The following is a 19841-nucleotide window of genomic DNA, read 5'->3' on the forward strand; positions in this document are numbered from 1 at the left end:
TAAGGAACGCGAGAGTGACGCCGGCAGGCGGCACCAAAAACCCAGGAAGTTATTTAGGGAAAACTATGCAAAGAATCAGTGTACTGACCACCGCCCTGGTTACGGCGGGACTGGCCTCCAGCCTGCAGGCCGCACCCAGGCAGGTGCAGCTGGCCGATCCTGGGGTGATCAACCCCGAGCGCATCGAATACTGGATGGCTAAACGCGGCGAGATTAATGACTCCCACACCCGGGCCGAGATCGACGCCAAGGTCAAGCAATACACCGCCGGCGCCTTCAATCCAGAGACGCTGAAGCATGGGGTGTCCCTGGCGCCGCTTCATCACGGCCAGGATCACAAGTCTCCTCTGGTCAAGGCGATGACCCTGACCCAGAATGCCGAGGACAGCGGCAAGGCGGTCAAGGTTCTGGGGATCCTGGTGGATTTCCCCGACCTGCCCCATGACAACAATCGCCTGACGCGCCAGGACACCGGGATGTACTACTCCAGCTATCCCGCCAGCCACTACGACAAGCTGCTGTTTTCCAGCACCGGCTTCCCCGGCCCCACAGGCCAAACCCTGCAGTCTGCCCGCCAGTTCTACACCGAGGAGTCCGGTGGCAGCTTCGATTTCAGCGGCAAAGTGTTCGACTGGGTTACCGCCGACAACAATGCGGCCCACTACGGCGCCCACAAGGACGACGACAAAGACAGCGCGGTACCGGACCTGGTGTTCGAAGCGGTCTCCAAACTGGTGGCCCGCGGCGACGTGGATCTGAGTGAGTTCGATCAGGAAGACCAATACGACCGGGACGGTGACGGCAACGTCAACGAACCCGACGGCATCATCGACCACATCATGGTGTTCCACTCCAGCATCGGCGAAGAGGCCGGTGGCGGTTACCTGGGGGACAACGCCATCTGGTCCCACCGCTACTTCGTCTTCGACAGCAGAAACCAGCCCAGGGCGATCCCCGGCAGCGAATACAGCGTTTTCGGCTACACCATTCAGCCCATCGACGCCGCCGCCGGCGTCTGTACCCACGAGTTCGGCCACGATCTGGGTCTGCCGGACGAGTACGATCTCGAATACAGCGAACACGGCTCTCCCGTAGGCATGTGGTCCCTGATGTCCGGCGGCAGCTGGACCGGCACCCCAGCAGGCAGCAAGCCCTCCTCCATGAGCGCCTGGGCCCGGGACTACCTGCAAAAACGCTACGGCGGCAACTGGATCAACAACACCGACATCCAACTGGACAGCCTGAGCGAGACCCCGGCCAATCACAGCCTGGTGAGCGCCATCAATCACGACGGCATCAATCAGCTGACCCTGCCACTGCCGGCCCAGTTGGAGGCGTTCCACGGCCCCTACAGCGGCAAGTTGCAGTACTACTCGGGCGCCGGGCATGAGATCAGCACCAGCGCCGAAGCCAGCCTGACCTTGCCCTCCGGCAGCCCCAGGCTGAGCCTCAAGGCCCACTGGCAGATCGAAAGCGGCTACGACTACGCCCAGATCCTGGTCAATGGCAGCCCGGTATCCGGTAGCTACGCCAGCACAGTCAACCCCTACCACGCCAATCTGGGCCCCCACTACACCGGCAACTCCAGCTCCCTCGCCAACGCCGAAGGTGACGCGGGCTGGATCACCATCGAGGTGGACCTCAGTGAGTATGCCGGCCAGCGCATCACCCTGGGACTGCGCTATGTCACCGATCAGTCTGAAGGGGGCTACGGCTTTGTGGCCGATAACCTGGTGATCAGCAACGGCGCCGACACCGTCTGGCAAAGCGGCGGCGAGACCGCCCAGGCCATGACCCTGGACGGCTTCAGCCGCATCAGCAACTACCGTCCGGCTGCGGGCCATGGCTACTTCATGCAGCTGCGTCAGTTCAGCGGCAACGACACCGGCCTGAGCGGCACCGGTTACAGCCCTGGCGTACTGCTGTGGTACTACAACCGCGCCTACTCCGACAACAACGTCGGCACCCACCCGGGCTATGGCTTCACCGGCGTAGTGGATGCGGATCAGCAGCTGATCCCAAACCAGGGCACCACCATCCAGATCAAGGATGCGGCCTTCAGCCGATACGCCCAGACGGCTGGCTACAACGACCCCAACCTGGCCCCCATCTCCGAGTTCGATGACGCCAAGGATTACAGCGCCCCCAGCCAGAAGCAGTCCGGCCTGGTGCTGCCCAAGGTGGGCCTGAAGATGGCGGTCACCGAGCAGGCCAGCAACTCGGCCACCGCCACCCTGGCGCTGACCAAGAGCGGCGGCGGCTTCAACATCGCCAGCCTGACCACCGCCAGCAACGGCCTGACCCTGAGTGCTCAGGCGACCACGGAGAATGGTCAGGGCACGGTGAGCTACATCTGGGAGACCGGCGATGGCGAGACCTACGACACCGCCTCCATCAGCCACACCTACCCCTCAGACGGCACCTATACCCTGACCCTAACCGCCCTGGATGAGGCCGGTCGGGTGTTGGAAAGCAGCCGCTCCGTCGTGGTCACTGCTGATGGCACGCCGACTCTGGCGGGCAGCATCGCCAGCAACGTCGAAGGGGCCACCGTCTCCTTTAGCTCCGACATCAGCGGTGGCACCGCTCCCTACCGCTACCAGTGGAGCTTTGGTGACGACGCCAGCAGCACCCAGGCCAACCCGAGCCACAGCTACGAGTTCAGCGGTGACTACGACATCAGCCTGACCGTGACCGACGCCAATGACAGCAGCATCACCCTGAACGAGACTGTGCAGGTGTCCATCCCCCTGGATGGCGATTTCACCGTCTCCGGCACCGGCCTGACCCGCAGCTTCAGTGCCACCGTCAGCGGCGGCAGTGCCAACCGCACCCTGTCCTGGGACTTCGGTGATGGCGGCAGTGCCAGCGGCACCAGCGCCAGCCACACCTATGGTGCCGCCAACACCTACCAGGTGGTGCTGACCATCAGCGACGGCGACGACAGCCTCAAGCTCACCAAGTCCGTCACCGTGACCGATCCCAACAGTGGTGGCAGCGGTGGTTCCACCTCCAGCGGTGGCGGCGGTGGCGGCAGTGGTAGCCTGGGGTGGTTCACCCTGCTGCTGCTTCCCCTGCTGGGCCGCCGGGTTCGCCGATAACCCGCAGCCATTGAAAAAGGCGCCCCAGGGCGCCTTTTTAGTGTCTTCGTTCTCTCAAAGGGCTAGTCCTGAGATAACGCTTCCTCCATCTGCTGGGCCTTGAAGCGGCGCAGCGCCCGGCGCTCCTGCCTGCGGGCCCGCAGCGCCAGCAGACTGGGGGTCAGCACCAGGGTCAGCACGGTGGCAAAAGCCAGACCGCCCGCCACCGCGGTGGCCAGTTGAGACCACCACTGGGTCGAGGGCGCCCCCACTTCGATGCCGCGGTTGATGAGATCCACATTCATCTCCAGCACCATGGGCATCAGGCCGAGGATGGTGGTGATGGTGGTCAGCATCACCGGACGCAGACGTTGGGCACCGGTACGCAGAATCGCCTCGGTGGCCGCCAGCCCCTGGGCGCGCAGCACATTGTAGGTGTCGATAAGCACAATGTTGTTGTTCACCACAATGCCCGCCAGGGAGATCACCCCAATGCCGGACATCACCACACCGAAAGGCTTACCAGTCACCAGCAGACCCAGCAACACCCCCATGGTGGAGAGCAGCACCGCGGTGAGGATCAGAAACGCCTGGTAGAAGCTGTTGAACTGGGTCACCAGAATAATGGCCATCACAAACAGGGCCACCATGAAGGCGTTCACCAGGAAGGTCTGAGACTCCTCCTGCTCCTCGTTCTCACCGGTAAAGCTGTAGCTGACCCGGCTGTCCAGGTCCAGGGTCTGCAGACGCTCGCGAAACTCGGGCAGGACATCGTTGAGCAATATGCCGGGGGCCATGTCCGCCTTGACCGTCATCACCCGGCGGCCATCGATGCGGCGGATGGAATCCACCTTGGGCGCCGCCACCCGCTCGACGAAGTTGCTTACCGGCACCTGACCGTACTGGGTCTTCACCCTCAGGCTGTCGAGCCTGAGGATATGGCGCTTCTCCTCTGGGAAACGCACCCGGATGTCCAGCTCATCGTCGGCATCATCGGGACGGTACTCGCCAATCTTCAGGCCTGAAGTGACAAACTGCACCGTGTTGCCCAGCAGGGTGGCGTCAGCCCCGAAGCGGGCGGCATCGTCTCTGTCCACCTTCAACTGCCACTCGATGCCCGGCTTGGAGCCGGTGTCCTCGATGTTGATGAAGCGGCCATCCTCCTCCAGGGCGAGGCGAACCTTACGCACCGCCTCATTCAACGCGTCAGGGAATTTGGAGGAGAGCTCCAGTTGCAGCGCCTTGCCGGTCGGCGGACCGTTTTCGTCCTTGCGCAACTCGTATTCAATGCCCGCCAGATCGCCCAGACGCTCATTGACCTCCTCGATCACCTGATCGGCGGGCACCCGCTGATCCCAGTCCAGCAGGTTGAGGCGGATGTAACCGGCCCGGTCGTTGCCGCCGGTGCGGCTGTAGAGGGTCTCCAGGCTCTCCATCCCCAGCAACCGGTTCTCCACCTTGTGCATGATGGCGTCCTTTTCATCGATGGAGAGATCCCCATAGGCGCGCACATAGAGGTTCAGGCCGGGGGGCTCCACGTCGGGGAAGAACTCCATGCCGGCGCCAAACTTGATGTAGCTGCCGACAATGCCGGCCAGCACCAACAGCACCGCCAGCAACACCTTCCAGGGGTGGGCGATGGCCACGGCCAGGGTACGGATGTAGGTGCCGGTGAAGCCAGACAAGCTGGTGAGCTCGCCCTCCTCCGCCAACCGCTGATTCTCCCGCTGACGCGGGGTCATGGGCAGAGGCTTACCCAGCAGGCTGCCCAGGGCGGGCACAAACACCAGGGCCATCACCAAGGAGGCGGTGAGGGTGGCGATCAGGGTAATGGGCAGGTATTTCATGAACTCACCCATGATCCCCGGCCAGAACAGCAGGGGGGCAAAGGCGGCCAGGGTGGTGGCGGTGGAGGCGATAATGGGCCAGGCCATCCGCTGCGCCGCTTCCAGGTAGGCTTCCCTGCGATTCACCCCATCGGTCATGCGGCGATCGGCGTACTCGGTCACGACGATGGCCCCGTCCACCAGCATGCCCACCGCCATGATCAGGGCGAACAGCACCACCATGTTGACCGTCAGGCCAAACACCGCCAGCACCAGCAGGCCGGTGAGGAAGGAGCCAGGAATGGCGATCCCCACCAGACCGGCGCTGCGCAGACCCAGGGCGGCGATCACCACGATCACCACCAGCAGGATGGCGGACACCACGTTGTTCTGCAGATCGCTGAGCATCTGCTTCACGTCCTTGGAGCTGTCCCCCGTATAGGTCACCTCCAGATTCTCAGGCCACTGCTCTTTGGCCGCCTCCATCAGCGCCTTGACCTTGGCCACGGTGATAATAATGTTTTCACCGGGACGCTTCTTCACCTCCAAGGAGACCGCCTTATGGCCGTTGAGACGGGCGTAGGAGTTGGGGTCCCGGAAGGCGCGGCGCACCTGGGCCACGTCACCAAAGGTGATCACCTGTTCCCCCTGCACCTTGATGGGCATCTCCATCACGTCCTTGATGGTCTCGAACACCGAGGGGACCTTGACCGCGAATCGACCGTGGCCGGTGTCCATGGTGCCCGCCGGCACCAGGCGGTTATTGCGGGAGAGCAGGTTGAATATGTCGTTCTGATCCAGCTGATAGCTCTCCATCAACAGGGGATCCACCAGGATCTCGACGATGTCCTCCCGATCGCCACCAATGTCCACCTCCAGCACCTCGGGGAAGGACTCCAGCCTGTCCCTAAGCTGCTTGGCGATCTGTACCAGGGTGCGCTCGGGCACAGGCCCGGACAGGGTGACGGTGAGAACCGGGTTCCTCTCGGCCATGGTGACCTCATGGACCTCGGGCTCCTCGGTGTCTGCCGGCAACTTGGCCTTGGCCAGGGTCACCTTGTCGCGCACATCCGCCAGGGCCGCCTTGGGGTCCATGCCCGCCTCAAACTCCAGTTCCACTGAGGCGTATCCCTCAGAAGCATTGGAGCGCATCTCATCCACCCCTTCGATGGAGCGTAGTTCGGTCTCCATGGGGCGCACCAGCATCCGCTCGGCGTCCTCCGGCGAGATGCCGTCATGGGTCATCGACACATAGATCACCGGGATGGTGATGTCCGGCTCAGACTCCTTGGGGATCTGCACATAGGTGACCGACCCCGCCAAAACCAGCAGCACAAACACCATCATCACCGGGCGGATTCGGCCTAGCAGCCCCGCCAGCAGGGTATTCATGCGCCATCCTCCGTCTCGTAGGTGACGTCGACCGGGTCGCCGTCACGGACAAAGCCCTGCCCCTGGGTGATCACCTCCACCTGGCTGCCGACGCCGCCGGTCCACACCCCGGTGGAGTCCGCCATCACCACCTGGATGGGAATAAAGTGCACCTGACCGTCCCGCACCGATTTCACCCCCAGGTTGCCCTCCTCATCCAATGCCAGCAGGGCCGGGCTGACCTTGATGGCGTAGTGGCTCTCCAGGGGCAGGGCCAGTTCGGCGCTCTTGCCCGCCCACAGCTTGCCGTCGGCGTTGTCGAACGCCACCTCGATGTCGAAGGTGTTGGTGCCACCGTGGGAGACGGTGGCAATGTAGCGCACCTTGCCTTCGGCGCTGCGGCCGTCGACGAAACGGGCGGTGGCGCTTTGCCCCAGGGACAGCCTGGCCACATCCGCCTCGGTGACATTGGCCTTGACCACCAGAGGGTCAAGATCCGCCAGTTCACCCACGGGGTCACCCACGCCGACGTAGTCGCCCTCCTCCACCATGCGATCGTGGAACACCCCGGAGAAGGGGGCGCGGATCTGGGTATGCTCCAGGGCCAGTTGCAGTCGCTTGAGTTCCGCTCGGGCCAGCTCCAGGGCGCTCAGGTTCTGGGCCAGTTGAGACTTGCCCTGCAGCCCCTGGGTGGCCAGTTTTTTGGCCGCCTGGTAATCCAGCTCCCGCTGGGCCAGCACCGCCTTGGCGCTCTGCAGTTGCTCCGGCAGATCCCGGGCATCCAGCTCGATCAGCAGCTGCCCCAGGGCCACCTGACTGCCTCTTTTGGCGTGGATCTTGAGCACCCGGCCGCCAATCTCGGCGGCAATACGGGTCATGCGGTCCGGTTCGGTACGGCCATAGAGCTGCACTTCACGGGTGACCAGGGTGGACTCTATGCGTTTCACCGTCACCCGGGTCGCGGGCACCTCATGGGGCTCGGTGGCGGCAACCACTTCCGGGGACTGGTCGGCGCTCAGTTGACCAGACAACACCCAGAGTATGAGCAACAGGCTGATTAGAAAGGCGATAAAGTAGGGGTGGCTGTACCAGCGGCTGGCCGGTGCATCGACGTGCTTCACGAGGCAACTCCTTGTAATCCAATCGTGTCAGAATACGTTAAAGCCTGTTGTTGCAAAAGTGTTCAGAAACCTTTGCCAACAAAAAAGGCACCCTGAAGGTGCCTTTTTGCCATGGGTGCCCGGATACTCAGATGGAGAAGGAGGCACCACAGCCACAGGTGGTGGTGGCGTTGGGGTTGTTGACGAAGAAGCGGCTGCCCTCCAGCCCCTCGGTGTAATCCACGATGCCACCCACCAGATATTGCAGGCTCATGGGATCCACCAGCAGGGTAACGCCCTCTTTATCGATGGTGGTATCACCCTCGTTCACCTTTTCGTCGAAGGTGAAGCCGTATTGGAAACCGCTGCAACCACCGCCGGTGACGTACACCCGCAGTTTCAGGTTCGGGTTCTCCTCCTCCTCCAGCAATCCCTTCACCTTCAGGGCGGCGGCATCGGAAAACTGGATAGGCATAGCTTGTTCTGCTGCAGCTGTCATTGGTTACCTCGAAAACGACACTCTGGCGCGGATTATCTAATACCCGAGTGTTAGGTTCAAGTTTTCTCCCCGATGTCGGTGGAAGTTTCCTCCTCAAACCCGACACCGGTCAACTCCAGGAAGGGGTAGACCTGGTCTGTACTGCCGCTGCTCTTCTTGCCGCTGAGGCTGACCCGCACCTGCACCTGGTCTGCCACGAAGTTGTCCGGCAGCCGGTAGGCCCCCTCCAACTCCTGGAAATAGCGGAAGGAGAACCCCAGGGTTTTGGCCTCCACACCCAGGTCGGTGAGGCTGTAGGTCACGGGGCGTCCCTTAAGGCTGCCCTTGATGCTGATGGCCACCTTGCCCTTGGAGAACCCCTTGCGCTTCTTCTGCTGGGTCAGCACCAACTTATAGCGATAGTGGTCGCTGTCGCCGATCTGCTCCATGGCCAGCTCGTGGATCACCACCCCATCGGCACTCTTCTCCGGTGCCATGATGTTGCGATAGAAGATCAGTTCGGTGTTGAGTCTGTCCACCTGCCCCTGCAGGTTGGCCATCATGGCCACGGTATCGGTCTGAGACTGACGCTCCGCCTGCAGATCGATCTCCAGCGCGGCTTCGGACTCGGTCAGGGCACGGATCCGCTCCTGTTGCAGGGCGATCTGGGTCTGAAGATCCCGGCTGACGCCCCCCTGAATCATCTGTTGCGGCAGGGACAGCAGGTAGCCGACGGCCACCGCCATACCCAGTATCAGCAAGAGTACCACTCCCCTGGGATTGAACTGCTGTTCAAAATGTTTGAGAGCGTGCCAGCGATGTTTCCAATTCTGCATAGTGAAACGACTTGAATATTGTTAAGCTTTAGTCACCTGAAGCGACCCTTTATGCCATGTTCCGCAACAGCCCAATGACCCTGTCCCAAGCCAAACTCAGCGTGCATCTGTGCCTGCTGGGCTTGCTGGTTGGGTTGGCCGCCGGCCTGTTCCTGCTGCTGTTTAGGTTCATGATCGATCTCGGCCAGGGACTTATCCTGGACAGCCCGGACGATTTTAGCGACCTGCCGCCTCTGTGGCGAGCCCTTCTTCCCGTGGCCGGTGCCGGTGCCATCGCCCTGATTGCCGCCTTCACCGCCAGCAAATACCGCCGCCTGGGCATCGCCTACGTCATTCATCGCATCAAGGTCCACTACGGCAGCCTGCCCCTGGGCAGCGCCATGAACCAGTTCGCCAGCGCGGTGATCGCACTGGCCAGCGGCTTCTCCGTGGGCCGGGAGGGTCCGGCGGTTCACCTGGGGGCGACGGTCGCTACAGGTTTTGCCCGCTACTGGAAGCTGCCGGACAACGCCCTGTCTGTGCTGGCCTCCTGCGGCATCGCCGCCGGGATCAGCGCCACCTTTAACTCGCCTTTGGCGGCGGTGCTGTTCGTGCTGGAGGTGGTGCTGAGGGAGTATCGCATCCACACCTTCTTGCCGATCCTCATCGCCTCGGTGACCGGCAGCGTGGTCACCCAGAGCGTCTACGGCAATATCCACCTCTATGACCACTTCGCCATGGAGGTGTTTCCCGTCGCCCAGTACCCGCTGTTGCTGCTCACCGGCCTGCTCATCGGCGGCATCGCCGCCGGCTTCAGCCACGGCCTGATCACCATCACCGAGATCAGCCAGCGCTGGCCCATCACCCTCAGGCTGATGCTGGCCGGCGGCTTTACCGCCCTCATCGGCCTGCAACTGCCCCAGGCCCTGGGCACAGAACACGCGGCGGTAAGCATTGCCCTGAGTGACAACCCGGGGCTGCTGCTGTTGCTGGCGCTGCTCGGCGCCAAGATCCTGGCCACCTGGGCCGCCATCGGTCTGGGGATTCCAGGGGGCATCATCGGTCCCCTCTATGGCATCGGCGCCGTGGTGGGCAGCCTGATCGCCTGGGGCCTGACCCCCATGTTTCCACAACTGCAGCCCTTCATCCCCCTCTACGCCGTATTGGGGATGACCGCCATGATGGGGGTGTGCCTGCACGCGCCCATGGCCGCCCTGCTCGCGCTGCTGGAGCTGACCCAGGATGCGTCCATCATCCTGCCCTCTCTGCTGGTCACCCTGCCCGCCTACCTGCTGGCCTACTCGGTGTTCGGCTCCCGCTCCATCTTCCTCAGTCAGCTGGATGCCCAGGGGCTGGAGTACCGGGTCTCCCCCACGGAGGCCGGCCTGCAGAAGACCGGAGTGATGGCCCTGGCAGACCGCCAGTTTGTCATCGGCACCCCTAATCAGAGCGACGAAGACCTGCTGAAACTGATGAGCGATGCCAACCAGCAGCGGCTGCTGCTGCGGCATATGGACAGATGCGAACTGGTGAGCCTGCACGCCAACTACGACGATGACACCCCGCTGATGCGCACCGACGCCTTCCCCCTGCCCCAGACCGCCACCCTGGCGGAGGTGCACAGGCTGCTCAACCGCAACCGGCAGAAGGCGGTGTACATCTACGACACCGGCCCGGACCACCCCATCGGCGTCATCACCTGGACCATGCTGCGCCAGGCACTGAGGGCGAAACACTTCTAAGGCCTGAGGAAAGTGAGCCCCACCGCAAGCTGGGCAGGAGATCCTTGCCAACCCAGGTCACAAAATGCCACCCTTGCGCCTTTGCAAGGGAACTGTCATTGGCCGGCGTTTGTCGATACCATGCACACAGTTTCCGGCATCTGCTCCCAGCGGGGCGGATCGCCAACCTAATACCGTTAGCGGGCGCCCGTCGCCCTACCCAGGAAGGATAATGATGAATCGCTCCGAAACCCTGTTTGAACAGGCTCAAAAGACCATCCCCGGCGGTGTGAACTCCCCCGTACGCGCCTTTAAAGGTGTGGGCGGCACTCCCGTCTTTATCGAGCGCGCCGACGGCGCCTATCTGTACGACGTGGACGGCAAGCAGTACATCGACTACGTGGGCTCCTGGGGCCCGATGATTCTGGGTCACAACCACCCCGCCATCCGTGACGCCGTGGTTCAGGCCGCCAACAACGGCCTCTCCTTCGGTGCCCCTACCGCCGCCGAAGTGGAGATGGCAGAACTTGTTTGCGACATCCTGCCTCACGTTGAGCAGGTGCGCATGGCCAACTCCGGCACCGAAGCCACCATGAGCGCCCTGCGCCTGGCTCGCGGCTTCACCGGTCGTGACAAGTTCATCAAATTTGAGGGCTGCTACCACGGCCACGCCGACTGCCTGCTGGTGAAAGCCGGCTCCGGCATGCTGACCTTCGGTGAGCCCACCAGCCCAGGGGTACCTGCGGACTTTGCCAAGCACACCCTGACCGCCACCTACAACGACCTAGACTCCGTCAAGGCGCTGTTCGAGTCAAACCCGGGCCAGATCTCCAGCATCATCCTGGAGCCCGTTGCCGGCAACATGAACTGCATCCCACCGGTAGAGGGTTTCCTGGAAGGTCTGCGTGCCCTGTGTGATGAGCACGGTGCCCTGCTGATCATCGACGAAGTGATGACCGGCTTCCGCGTTTCCCTGACCGGTGCCCACGGCCACTACGGCGTTCGCCCTGACCTGGTGTGTCTGGGCAAGGTGATTGGCGGTGGTATGCCTGTGGGCGCCTTCGGCGGTCGCGCCGACGTGATGCAGCACCTGGCCCCCGCCGGCCCGGTCTACCAGGCAGGCACCCTGTCCGGTAACCCCATCGCCATGGCCGCCGGCATGGCCCAGCTGAAGCTGCTGCGCGAGCCCGGCATCTACGACGCCCTGGCTGCCAAGACCGAGAAGCTGGCTCTGGGCCTCAAAGCCGCCGCCGACAAGGCGGGCGTGCCCATGGCCATCAACTACGTGGGTGCCATGTTCGGTGTGTTCTTCACCTCCGAGGAGACCATCACCCGTTACGATCAGGTGACCCAGTGCAACATGGAGCAGTTCAACGCCTTCTTCCACGGCATGCTGCAGGAGGGGGTCAACCTGGCGCCGTCCGCCTATGAAGCCGGCTTCCTGTCCATGAGCCACAGCGACGAAGACATCGACGCCACCATCGCCGCCGCCGAGCGGGTACTGGCCAAGATCGCGGGTTAATCGCCACAGCAAACGCAAAAGGGCAGCCACTAGGCTGCCCTTTGTTGTTTCAGAGGCTGGGAAACTCAGTACATGTGCATGCCGCCGTTGGCGGAAAGGTCGCTGCCGGTGATGAAACCAGAGCGGCGATCCGCCAGAAACGCCACCGCGTGGGCCATCTCCTCCGGCGTCCCCAGTCGCCCCACAGGGATCTGCTGTTTGATGCTCTCCAGCACCTCCTCTGGCACCTTGGCCACCATCTCGGTCATCACATAGCCAGGTGACAGGGTGTTTACCGTCACCCCCTTACGGGCCAGCTCCTGGGCCAGGGACATGGTGATGCCATGGATGCCCGCCTTGGAGGCGGCGTAATTCACCTGACCAAACTGGCCCTTACGACCATTGACCGAACTGATGTTGATGATGCGGCCGTAACCCTTTTCCGTCATGCAGGTGGCGGCGATGCGGCACAGGTTGTAGGTGCCGGTGAGGTTGGTGTCGATCACCTGCTGCCACAGATCCGGGGTCATCTTCTTCATCACCTTGTCTCTGGTGATGCCGGCGGCGTTGACCAGCACCTGCACCGGTCCGTGGACCTCCTCGGCACTGATGTAGGCGTGAAAGCAGGACTCGTAGTCTGCCACGTCCAGTTGCACCAGCTCGCACTCCACCCCCTGCTGCGCCAGGGCACTCTGCCACACCCGCCCCTTTTCCAGGTCCCGACAACCGGCCACCACCTTAAACCCCTGTGATGCCAGTTCTATGCACACCGCGGTGCCAATACCGCCTGTGCCCCCGGTAACCAAAGCCACTCTGTTTTCCATTGCAGACTCTCCTTGTTTCAATGCCTGTGCCTAACAGACGGGAGAAAGATGACAGCGGCAAGACGAGCAGATGACTGGCTGGTGAACTCCGACCTCTTCGGTTTTTGGCAAGAATCAAACGGATAGTTGATGGCAAGAGGGCTGAGGTGGTGTGATTAAACCCTGAACACTGCTATAATCGCCTTCCGGCTGTGTCTGGCCTGCAGACACGTCGGTGAATGCCGATACCTAGGGAATCAGCATGACAAACCCTCTCTATAACAAGAACATCATCTCTGTTGCGGACCTGTCCCGAACCGAACTGGAACTGATCGTCTCCACCGCACAATCGATCAAAAACGAACCCCGTCCCCAGTTGCTCGCCGGCAAGGTGATCGCCAGCTGTTTCTTTGAAGCTTCCACCCGAACCCGACTCTCTTTCGAGACTGCGGTCCAGCGTCTTGGCGGTACTGTCATCGGCTTCGACTCCGGCGGCAACACCTCCCTGGCACAGAAAGGGGAAACCCTGGCGGACTCAGTCAAGGTGATCTCCTCCTACAGTGACGCCTTCTTTATGCGTCACCCCCAGGAGGGCGCGGCGCGGCTGGCCAGCGAGTACTCTTCGGTGCCGGTGATCAACGGCGGTGACGGCGCCAACCAGCATCCCACTCAGACGCTGCTGGATCTCTTCTCCATCTATGAGACCCAGGGCACTCTGGAGGGACTGAAAGTGGCCTTCGTCGGCGACCTCAAGTATGGCCGTACCGTTCACTCCCTGGCCCAGGCCCTCTCCCTGTTCGGCTGCCAGTTCTACTTCGTGGCCCCTGACGCTCTGAGGATGCCCGATTACCTGTGTGAAGAACTCAGCGACGCCGGTATCCAGTTTACCCATGTGGAGAACCTGGACCAGGTGATGCCTGAACTGGATGTGCTCTACATGACCCGGGTGCAGAAAGAGCGTTTCGACCCCACCGAGTACCAGCACATGAAGTCCAAGTATGTGCTCACCGCTGCCATGCTCAGGGAGGTGAAGGATAACCTCAAGATCCTCCACCCTCTGCCACGCATCGATGAGATCACCACAGATGTGGACGACACCCCCTACGCCTACTACTTCGAACAGGCGGAGAACGGGGTCTATGCCCGCCAGGCACTGCTGGCACTGGTGCTGAAGGAGGAGTTGTAAGCCATGTCCAAGAACAAACTCAAGGTGGAAGCCATTGCCCAAGGCACGGTAATCGATCACATCCCTGCCGGCATGGGAGTGCGTATCCTCAAGTTCTTCCAGCTCACCGACAAGAACGAGCGCATCACCGTTGGCCTCAATCTGCGCAGCGGAGACACCTATAAAAAGGACCTGATCAAGGTGGAGAACACGGTGTTCACCGTGGAGCAGGCCAACCAGCTGGCGCTGTTTGCCAGCGAAGCCACCATCAATGAGATCAACGACTTCAAGGTGGTCAACAAGTACAAGGTGCAACTGCCGGACGCCATCAGCGGCGTGCTGCGCTGCCCCAACTCCAACTGCATCACCCGCCACGAGACCGTGGCCACCCGCTTCTACGTCACCGAGAAGCACACTGGTACTACCCTTAAGTGCCATTACTGCGAAAAGAGCTTCCAGACAAGCCTCTTCTCCGAGCTCAACTGATGCCAAAAGGCCGGGAACTCCCCGGCCTTTCCTTTCGCTTGCCTGCTGAGCCCGCCTTGGTTAAAGTAGCGGCCCGATCGCAAGGCGATCCCTTTTTCAACTTCCCGTGCCCAGAAGAGAGGCCCCATGAACATTATCCCAGTTGCGGAATTTGCCAAACCCGAAGTGAAGCGCCACCACAAGCCCCGTCACCTGAAGAAAATGGGCATTGGTGAGTTCGCCTCCACCTGCATCCACATCCGCTTCGAAGCGGACCTGGAGCAGTTCGACAAGCTGGATGACGCCGTATTCGGTGCCGCCAACGACAACGTGGGCACCTTCCTGGCCTACTTCAACAACCAGTACCATGTTGCCATCCACTTCTTCAGCAAAGACGCCACCGTCGAAGCGGAAGCCACCCGCCTGACCGGCATCATCGAAGCGGCCCTGGGCAGCAAGCCGGAGATGACCATCTACGCCGGCGATGAGAACTACGGTGACTGGGACGCAACCTTCGAAGGGTAATCCGCGCTCCTGAGCACAAAAAAAGCCGCCCATGGGCGGCTTTTTTGCGTCTGGAAGCGCTTAGAAGTTGAAGCGCAGTCCCAGGGACCATTGGTCGGCATCCTCATAGCTGGTGTAGGCCAGCTCTGCGCCCAGAGTATCGGTAAACTGGTAACCCAAACCCAGTGCAGCGCCAAACTGCCACTCATCGTTGCTGGCAGTGTTGCCTGCAAACTCGGCTTCGATATCAAAGTTGGTGTAACGGGGAGCCAAGTAAGCGTAGGCACCCTGCTCAAAATTGAACTGTCCACGCACCTCCGCGCCGTACAGGCTCTTCACCTTGATGTCGATAGGACCAATGGAGTCATCATTAACACCAAAGCCCAGGTGAAAAGAAGGGGTCAACACAAAGCCATTTTGCTGGTCAAACTGGTAGCCAGCATTGAATACCAGGGAGCCCACCTCCAAGTCTGATGTGTCATCAGACAGCTGAGCATAATCAACACCACCCACCCAGTTCGCTGAAGCGGCCATCGGCAGGGAGGCCACCAAAGCAGCCAAAAATACCTTTTTCATCTTTATCTCCTGACACATCGCCTAACGAAACCATTCCGCAGGCGACTGCTCATCGAGTAAAGATATTATTTATCAATCCATTAAAATCAATTACTTGGCTCGCAAACACAAACCGACCGGTCAATTTTTACTCAAAATCTGACTCAAACCAGCTTCACTTCATACCCAGTGAACTTGCGCAGGTTGATCACCCCGGAGTCGAAGATCAGATACTGACCCTTGATGCCCATCAGGATACCGCTGACCGTCGGCGTCTTATCGAAGTTGAAGGTGGAGACCTTGGTGGGAAACTCAGTGACCGGGTAGTGAATATCCACCACAGACTCGTCCAGCACTTCAATGGCGTCCTCACCGAACTCCTCGGTGATCGCTTGCAGGCGCTCCTGAATCTGGGGCAGCAGACAGTGGGCTTGAGCACGCAGATCCATGGGCTCATTGTTGCCCTTGAGCATCGCCCGCCAGTTGGTCTTATCGGCAATAAACTCCCCCAGGGCGACCTCCACCAAACCGGAGATATGACGGCTGCGTACTTTGAGAATCGGCAGCCCCTGAGTGGCGCCCTGGTCGATCCAGCGGGTGGGCAGCTGGGTGTGACGGGTGATGCCCACCTTGAGTCCGGAGGTGTTGGAAAGATAGACGTAGTGAGGCACCATGCACTGGGCCTCTCCCCACTCGGGCTCGCGGCAGGTACCGGCGGCAAAATGGCAGGTCTCCGGCTTCATGATACACATGTCGCAGCGGGCCAGTTTCTTCATACAGGGAAAACAGTGCCCCTGAGAGAAGCTCTTCTTGGTTTTGCGGCCACAGGCTTCGCAGTAGATGGCCCCGGTGTACTCCAGGGTCAGAGTCTTACCGATAAAGGGGTTGAGGGGCACGCTCTCCTCTCCCAGCCTCAGATCATACTCCACCACGCCGGCCAGGCGGCTGCTCATCTTCTTCAGGGTTCCTTGCATGGGTCCTACTGTCTCCTTGGGTTTATCCAGCCAGTGTATCAGCCCCCCTGATAAAGCAAAAACGGCAGAAGAATACTCCCCTGCCGTTTGTTCAGTGCCTGCTCAACCTCAGGGCTGTGCGGCGTCTGAGAAGTAGAACCGGTACTCCTCAAGCAGCTCCGCCACCTTGGGATCCGCGTTCATCTGCTCCAGGAAAGGGTCCACCGTGCTCAGCACCCAGGCCGCCGCCTCCTTGGCCAGAGCGGTATTCCCCTGATCCGCGTAGATGTTCTTGGCTTCGGTAAAGTTCTCCCGGAACTGGTACTTGGAAACGCTCTGGTTGTGAACCCGAATGTCATAGGTGATCACCAGATCGTTGTTGGTCACCACAGGCAACAGGCCGAGGGAGCCCCCCGCCAGCATCGCCGAGGTCAATCCCGCCGCCGAACCCCCTGCGGTCATCTCAAACTCATGGCTGACCACCAGTCGCAATGGGCTGCCGATCAGCTCACCATTGAGCTGAGCAAACTCCGGGGTCTGCTGCAGGGTCTCCTGCAATGAATCCAGGTTCATCGAGGTCAGATACATCATCGGAGGCAGCTCTTGCCCCTGGGCGGGCGCCAGTGCCGTCATGGAGGCCAGACTCAGGGCCAGTAAAGTATGTTTCATGCTCCCTCCTTATTGATAACAGACCAGCTTGACCACAGAGGAGAGTGCGGCCTGATTGGCCACACGGATATCCCCTTTCAGATCGGCTTCCCTTTGAATGAAGGGGATCTGATGCTTACTCAGGAACCGCTCCACATAGCGGGCATTCAGTGCAAAGTTGACGTTCTGAGGCAACACCCCGGACTCGATCAATTTGGAAGGATTGATGGTGCTGACGGTCACCCCCAGCAGTTCTCCCCCATCGGAGACCACAGGGCCGCCACTGGAGCCGGGCTGAATCGGGGCAGAGAACTGGAACAACCCCACGGAGCCTTTCAGGGCACTGCGGGAACTGACGTTACCCCGGGTCAGATTCGGCGACGAGGCCAGGATCCCCTGAAGGGGATAACCCACGTTGGTCACCGACTCTCCCAGCAACAACTCGGTGTCGTTTCGCAGCGGCAGATAATCCTCGGTCTCAGTCCCGGTATCCACCACAGCCAGATCCAGCAACCTGGAGCTGGCACTGATGCGCGCGTCCTGCTCATGGTCCCCGGCAATCACCTTGGCCACCATGCATTCACGCAACACGTGGGCCGCAGTCAGGGCCTGGCCCTGGCCATTGATGTAGAAACCGGTGCCGGTGGCCACAGGCTTCTCCATGTTGACCAGCAGCTTGGGATCCGCTTCGCTCATGGGGCGAATGGCCGCAAAACTCTGGGCATCAGGTTTGGTGGCGTTGAGCAGGTCCACCACCATCCGCTGGCTGGCCCTCAGGGTGGCGTTGTACCAGGCCGCCTCATTGCCGATGCTGCCCATAGACGCCGAGTGCTTCTTCGTACCCTCTCTCAGCAGTTTGTGGTCGGCGTCGTACACCCTGTAGGTGAGTACCATGGTGATGTCGCCACCATCGAACTTCCACTCGGGGTCGATATCGATGAGCAGACCATAGGGCTGATCAGAATCGCGGTCCAGCAGCTGGGCATTGGCAAAGTAGGCAGAGAACGCGTCCTGGACGCCATTGCCCAGGGCCTTTCCGGGTTCAAGCCAGACGTTCCAGGTATCCAAGTAAAAGCGGCTGTTCAACTCCATGGGCGGCAGGTAGTAGGCCACAGGCACAGCCACCGGCAGCGTCACCTCCTTGCTGACTTTCACCCCTCTGGGCAACTTATTGGCGCTGAGTTTGGTGTTGGCACAACCCACCAGAGTCAGGCTGAGAAGCACTCCAAAAAGCAACTTGGCTATTCGCATGGTTATTCCTTGATCTTCTGCGAAGGCTCGCCATGACTCCATGGCAGCCAGGGACAGGATCGCCACCCCCACACAGCGTATTGGGCGATCCCGATGCGCAGCATTTGCGCATATCAGGGGCCTCATCTTGCCCGGCCAAATCCTGAACAGCAAGAAAATCATCTTATTAAGCAGTGCTTTAGAGCAAAAGAAACGGCAGCTCTATGGCTGCCGTTTTTAGGGAAATGAAGACGATTACTCTTCGTCTATGCCTCTGGCCTTGAGAATGGCACTCTTCCAGTCGTAGTTCTCTACGTAATCCTTCTGGATGCCGGGGATCATGGCGTCCTTATCGGTGCCGCCCATCTTCAGCTGGTAGATCAGCGTATCGTCGGTCAGCTCGCTGAGCGGCCCTTTGAAGCCCGCCTCATCGGCGATCTTCTGCAGCATCTGCACCAGATTCAACTCCTGATCCTTCTGCCATACCGGCTCCAGCAGCTCCAGTAACTCCTCAATTCGATGGCAAGCCATGACTCTCTCCCTATCAGATTCTTTTCCAGAATCATATCCCGCCGGGGCATGATCTCAAGGGATATTCGCCCTCGGATTTTTCATCTGAGGCTGAAGCGAGTCCATGTGCAGGGTTCCCATCGACTCCACCAGGTAATCCACCAGCAGGCGTACCTTGGGAGAGAGGTGGCGGTTATGGGGGTAGAGGGCCCAGACGCCCTCCCCTTGTTCACTCAGGTGGTCCAGGACCGACACCAGCTGGCCACTGGCCAGGAACTCCTGAACATAGTAGTCGGGCAGCTGGGCCAGCCCCAGTCCCTTGAGCGCCGCATCGGTCAGGGCCCAGCCACTGTTGCAGCGCAGCCGGCCTTTGACTCGCACATTGCGGGAGCGCCCCTCCTCCGAAAAACGCCAGTAATCCATGGTGCCCACCAGACACTGGTGCCGTTCCAGCTCTGTCAACGAGTGAGGCTCTCCGTACGCAGCCAGATAGGCCGGGGAGGCACACACATGCAGCTGACGGCTCGCCAGCCGCCGGGCCATCATGCTGGAGTCCTCCAATTTACCCAGGCGAATGGCCAGGTCCATCCCCTCCTCCACCAGATCCAGCCTCTGGTTGGTCAGCACCAACTGCACCTCCAGTTCCGGGTAGCGCAGAGCGAAGTCGTTCACCAGAGGGGCCAGGGTGCGCTCCCCGAAGGTGACCGGCGCCGTCACCCTGAGCTGGCCTCTGGGGGTATCCTGAAGGTTGGTCACCGCCCGCTCCGCTTCAGACAGGCCATCGAGTACCTGGCGGCAGTGCTGATAGTAGGTGCGACCGGCGTCGGTCAACGACACCTTGCGGGTAGTTCGGTACAGCAGCTTGGCCGCCAGCCGGCTTTCCAGGGCGCTCACCTGGCGACTGACCTGGGCGGTGGAGATCCCCAGTCGCTTGCCGGCGGCGGTAAAACTCTCGGTCTCCGCCACGGCCACAAATTCACTGACCCCAGCCCACTCACTCATCGCTCTCTCCTTCACTTTGCCCAGCCCAACTCAGGTTAGGGCTGACTATACTGCCCTTGGCAGTGTTGTTACATCCGCCAATTATTACATGGTAGTAAAAGTCATTTTATAGAC

At 60.9% G+C, this 19841-nt stretch carries 17 protein-coding genes; 6 read left to right on the forward strand and 11 right to left on the reverse strand.

Translation table 11 applies throughout. From position 1 onward, the window contains the following. Window positions 1-65: 65 nt before the first annotated feature. Window positions 66-3101, forward strand: a complete 3036-nt coding sequence (locus QUE41_RS17835; protein WP_286340326.1) for an immune inhibitor A domain-containing protein — start codon at window positions 66-68, stop codon at window positions 3099-3101. Between the two features lie 62 nt (window positions 3102-3163). Here the strand turns inward: QUE41_RS17835 and QUE41_RS17840 are convergent, their stop codons facing one another. The 4 genes from QUE41_RS17840 to QUE41_RS17855 all read right to left on the reverse strand — a co-directional run bounded on the left by QUE41_RS17840 (window position 3164) and on the right by QUE41_RS17855 (window position 8691). Continuing rightward, entirely contained in the window at window positions 3164-6298 is a 3135-nt protein-coding gene (locus QUE41_RS17840) for an efflux RND transporter permease subunit (RefSeq protein ID WP_286340327.1), read from the reverse strand. Then, window positions 6295-7398 (reverse strand): efflux RND transporter periplasmic adaptor subunit, encoded by a 1104-nt coding sequence (locus QUE41_RS17845; protein WP_286340328.1) that lies wholly within the window; start codon window positions 7396-7398, stop codon window positions 6295-6297. Before QUE41_RS17845 ends, QUE41_RS17840 begins: the two co-directional genes overlap by 4 nt. A 127-nt stretch (window positions 7399-7525) precedes the next feature. Continuing rightward, entirely contained in the window at window positions 7526-7876 is a 351-nt protein-coding gene (gene erpA, locus QUE41_RS17850) for an iron-sulfur cluster insertion protein ErpA (protein ID WP_286340329.1), read from the reverse strand. A gap of 56 nt (window positions 7877-7932) precedes the next feature. Then, a complete protein-coding gene (locus QUE41_RS17855; RefSeq protein WP_286340330.1) occupies window positions 7933-8691 on the reverse strand; it encodes a DUF6776 family protein in 759 nt (252 codons plus the stop codon). 74 nt (window positions 8692-8765) lie between these two features. Here QUE41_RS17855 and QUE41_RS17860 point away from each other — a divergent pair, with 74 nt between their 5' ends. Both QUE41_RS17860 and hemL read left to right on the forward strand, forming a co-directional pair. Then, on the forward strand, window positions 8766-10412 hold the full coding sequence (locus QUE41_RS17860; RefSeq protein ID WP_286340331.1) for a chloride channel protein: 1647 nt from the start codon (window positions 8766-8768) through the stop codon (window positions 10410-10412). A gap of 214 nt (window positions 10413-10626) precedes the next feature. Continuing rightward, complete coding sequence (hemL, locus tag QUE41_RS17865; RefSeq protein WP_286342966.1) at window positions 10627-11913, forward strand: glutamate-1-semialdehyde 2,1-aminomutase; 1287 nt, start codon at window positions 10627-10629, stop codon at window positions 11911-11913. A 65-nt stretch (window positions 11914-11978) separates the two neighbouring features. On the opposite strand, the gene phbB is transcribed toward hemL, so the two are convergent. Then, entirely contained in the window at window positions 11979-12716 is a 738-nt protein-coding gene (gene phbB / locus QUE41_RS17870) for an acetoacetyl-CoA reductase (protein WP_286340332.1), read from the reverse strand. Between the two features lie 241 nt (window positions 12717-12957). Here phbB and pyrB point away from each other — a divergent pair, with 241 nt between their 5' ends. The 3 genes from pyrB (at window position 12958) to QUE41_RS17885 (ending at window position 14850) form a co-directional block, all read left to right on the forward strand. Then, on the forward strand, window positions 12958-13881 hold the full coding sequence (gene pyrB / locus QUE41_RS17875) for an aspartate carbamoyltransferase (RefSeq protein WP_286340333.1): 924 nt from the start codon (window positions 12958-12960) through the stop codon (window positions 13879-13881). Between the two features lie 3 nt (window positions 13882-13884). Beyond that, the gene (gene pyrI / locus QUE41_RS17880; protein ID WP_286340334.1) at window positions 13885-14346 is read left to right on the forward strand and encodes an aspartate carbamoyltransferase regulatory subunit; all 462 of its coding nucleotides are present in this window, start codon (window positions 13885-13887) and stop codon (window positions 14344-14346) included. Window positions 14347-14472: 126 nt separating this feature from the next. Then, complete coding sequence (locus QUE41_RS17885; protein WP_286340335.1) at window positions 14473-14850, forward strand: hypothetical protein; 378 nt, start codon at window positions 14473-14475, stop codon at window positions 14848-14850. A gap of 60 nt (window positions 14851-14910) precedes the next feature. On the opposite strand, the gene QUE41_RS17890 is transcribed toward QUE41_RS17885, so the two are convergent. The 6 genes from QUE41_RS17890 to QUE41_RS17915 all read right to left on the reverse strand — a co-directional run bounded on the left by QUE41_RS17890 (window position 14911) and on the right by QUE41_RS17915 (window position 19727). Next, window positions 14911-15405, reverse strand: coding sequence for an outer membrane beta-barrel protein (locus tag QUE41_RS17890; RefSeq protein WP_286340336.1), 495 nt, complete (start codon window positions 15403-15405; stop codon window positions 14911-14913). Between the two features lie 143 nt (window positions 15406-15548). Then, entirely contained in the window at window positions 15549-16358 is an 810-nt protein-coding gene (locus QUE41_RS17895; RefSeq protein WP_286340337.1) for a DUF2797 domain-containing protein, read from the reverse strand. Window positions 16359-16466: 108 nt separating this feature from the next. Continuing rightward, window positions 16467-17006 carry a hypothetical protein gene (locus tag QUE41_RS17900; RefSeq protein WP_286340338.1) on the reverse strand — a complete coding sequence of 180 codons (540 nt, stop codon included), beginning with the start codon at window positions 17004-17006 and terminating at the stop codon, window positions 16467-16469. Window positions 17007-17015: 9 nt separating this feature from the next. Then, window positions 17016-18236 (reverse strand): S1 family peptidase, encoded by a 1221-nt coding sequence (locus QUE41_RS17905; protein WP_286340339.1) that lies wholly within the window; start codon window positions 18234-18236, stop codon window positions 17016-17018. A gap of 234 nt (window positions 18237-18470) precedes the next feature. Beyond that, window positions 18471-18746 (reverse strand): YihD family protein, encoded by a 276-nt coding sequence (locus QUE41_RS17910; RefSeq protein ID WP_286340340.1) that lies wholly within the window; start codon window positions 18744-18746, stop codon window positions 18471-18473. Window positions 18747-18800: 54 nt separating this feature from the next. Next, window positions 18801-19727 carry a LysR substrate-binding domain-containing protein gene (locus QUE41_RS17915; RefSeq protein ID WP_286340341.1) on the reverse strand — a complete coding sequence of 309 codons (927 nt, stop codon included), beginning with the start codon at window positions 19725-19727 and terminating at the stop codon, window positions 18801-18803. Between the last annotated feature and the right edge of the window lie 114 nt (window positions 19728-19841).

This window comes from Ferrimonas sp. YFM, assembly GCF_030296015.1.
Classification (GTDB): Bacteria; Pseudomonadota; Gammaproteobacteria; order Enterobacterales; family Shewanellaceae; genus Ferrimonas.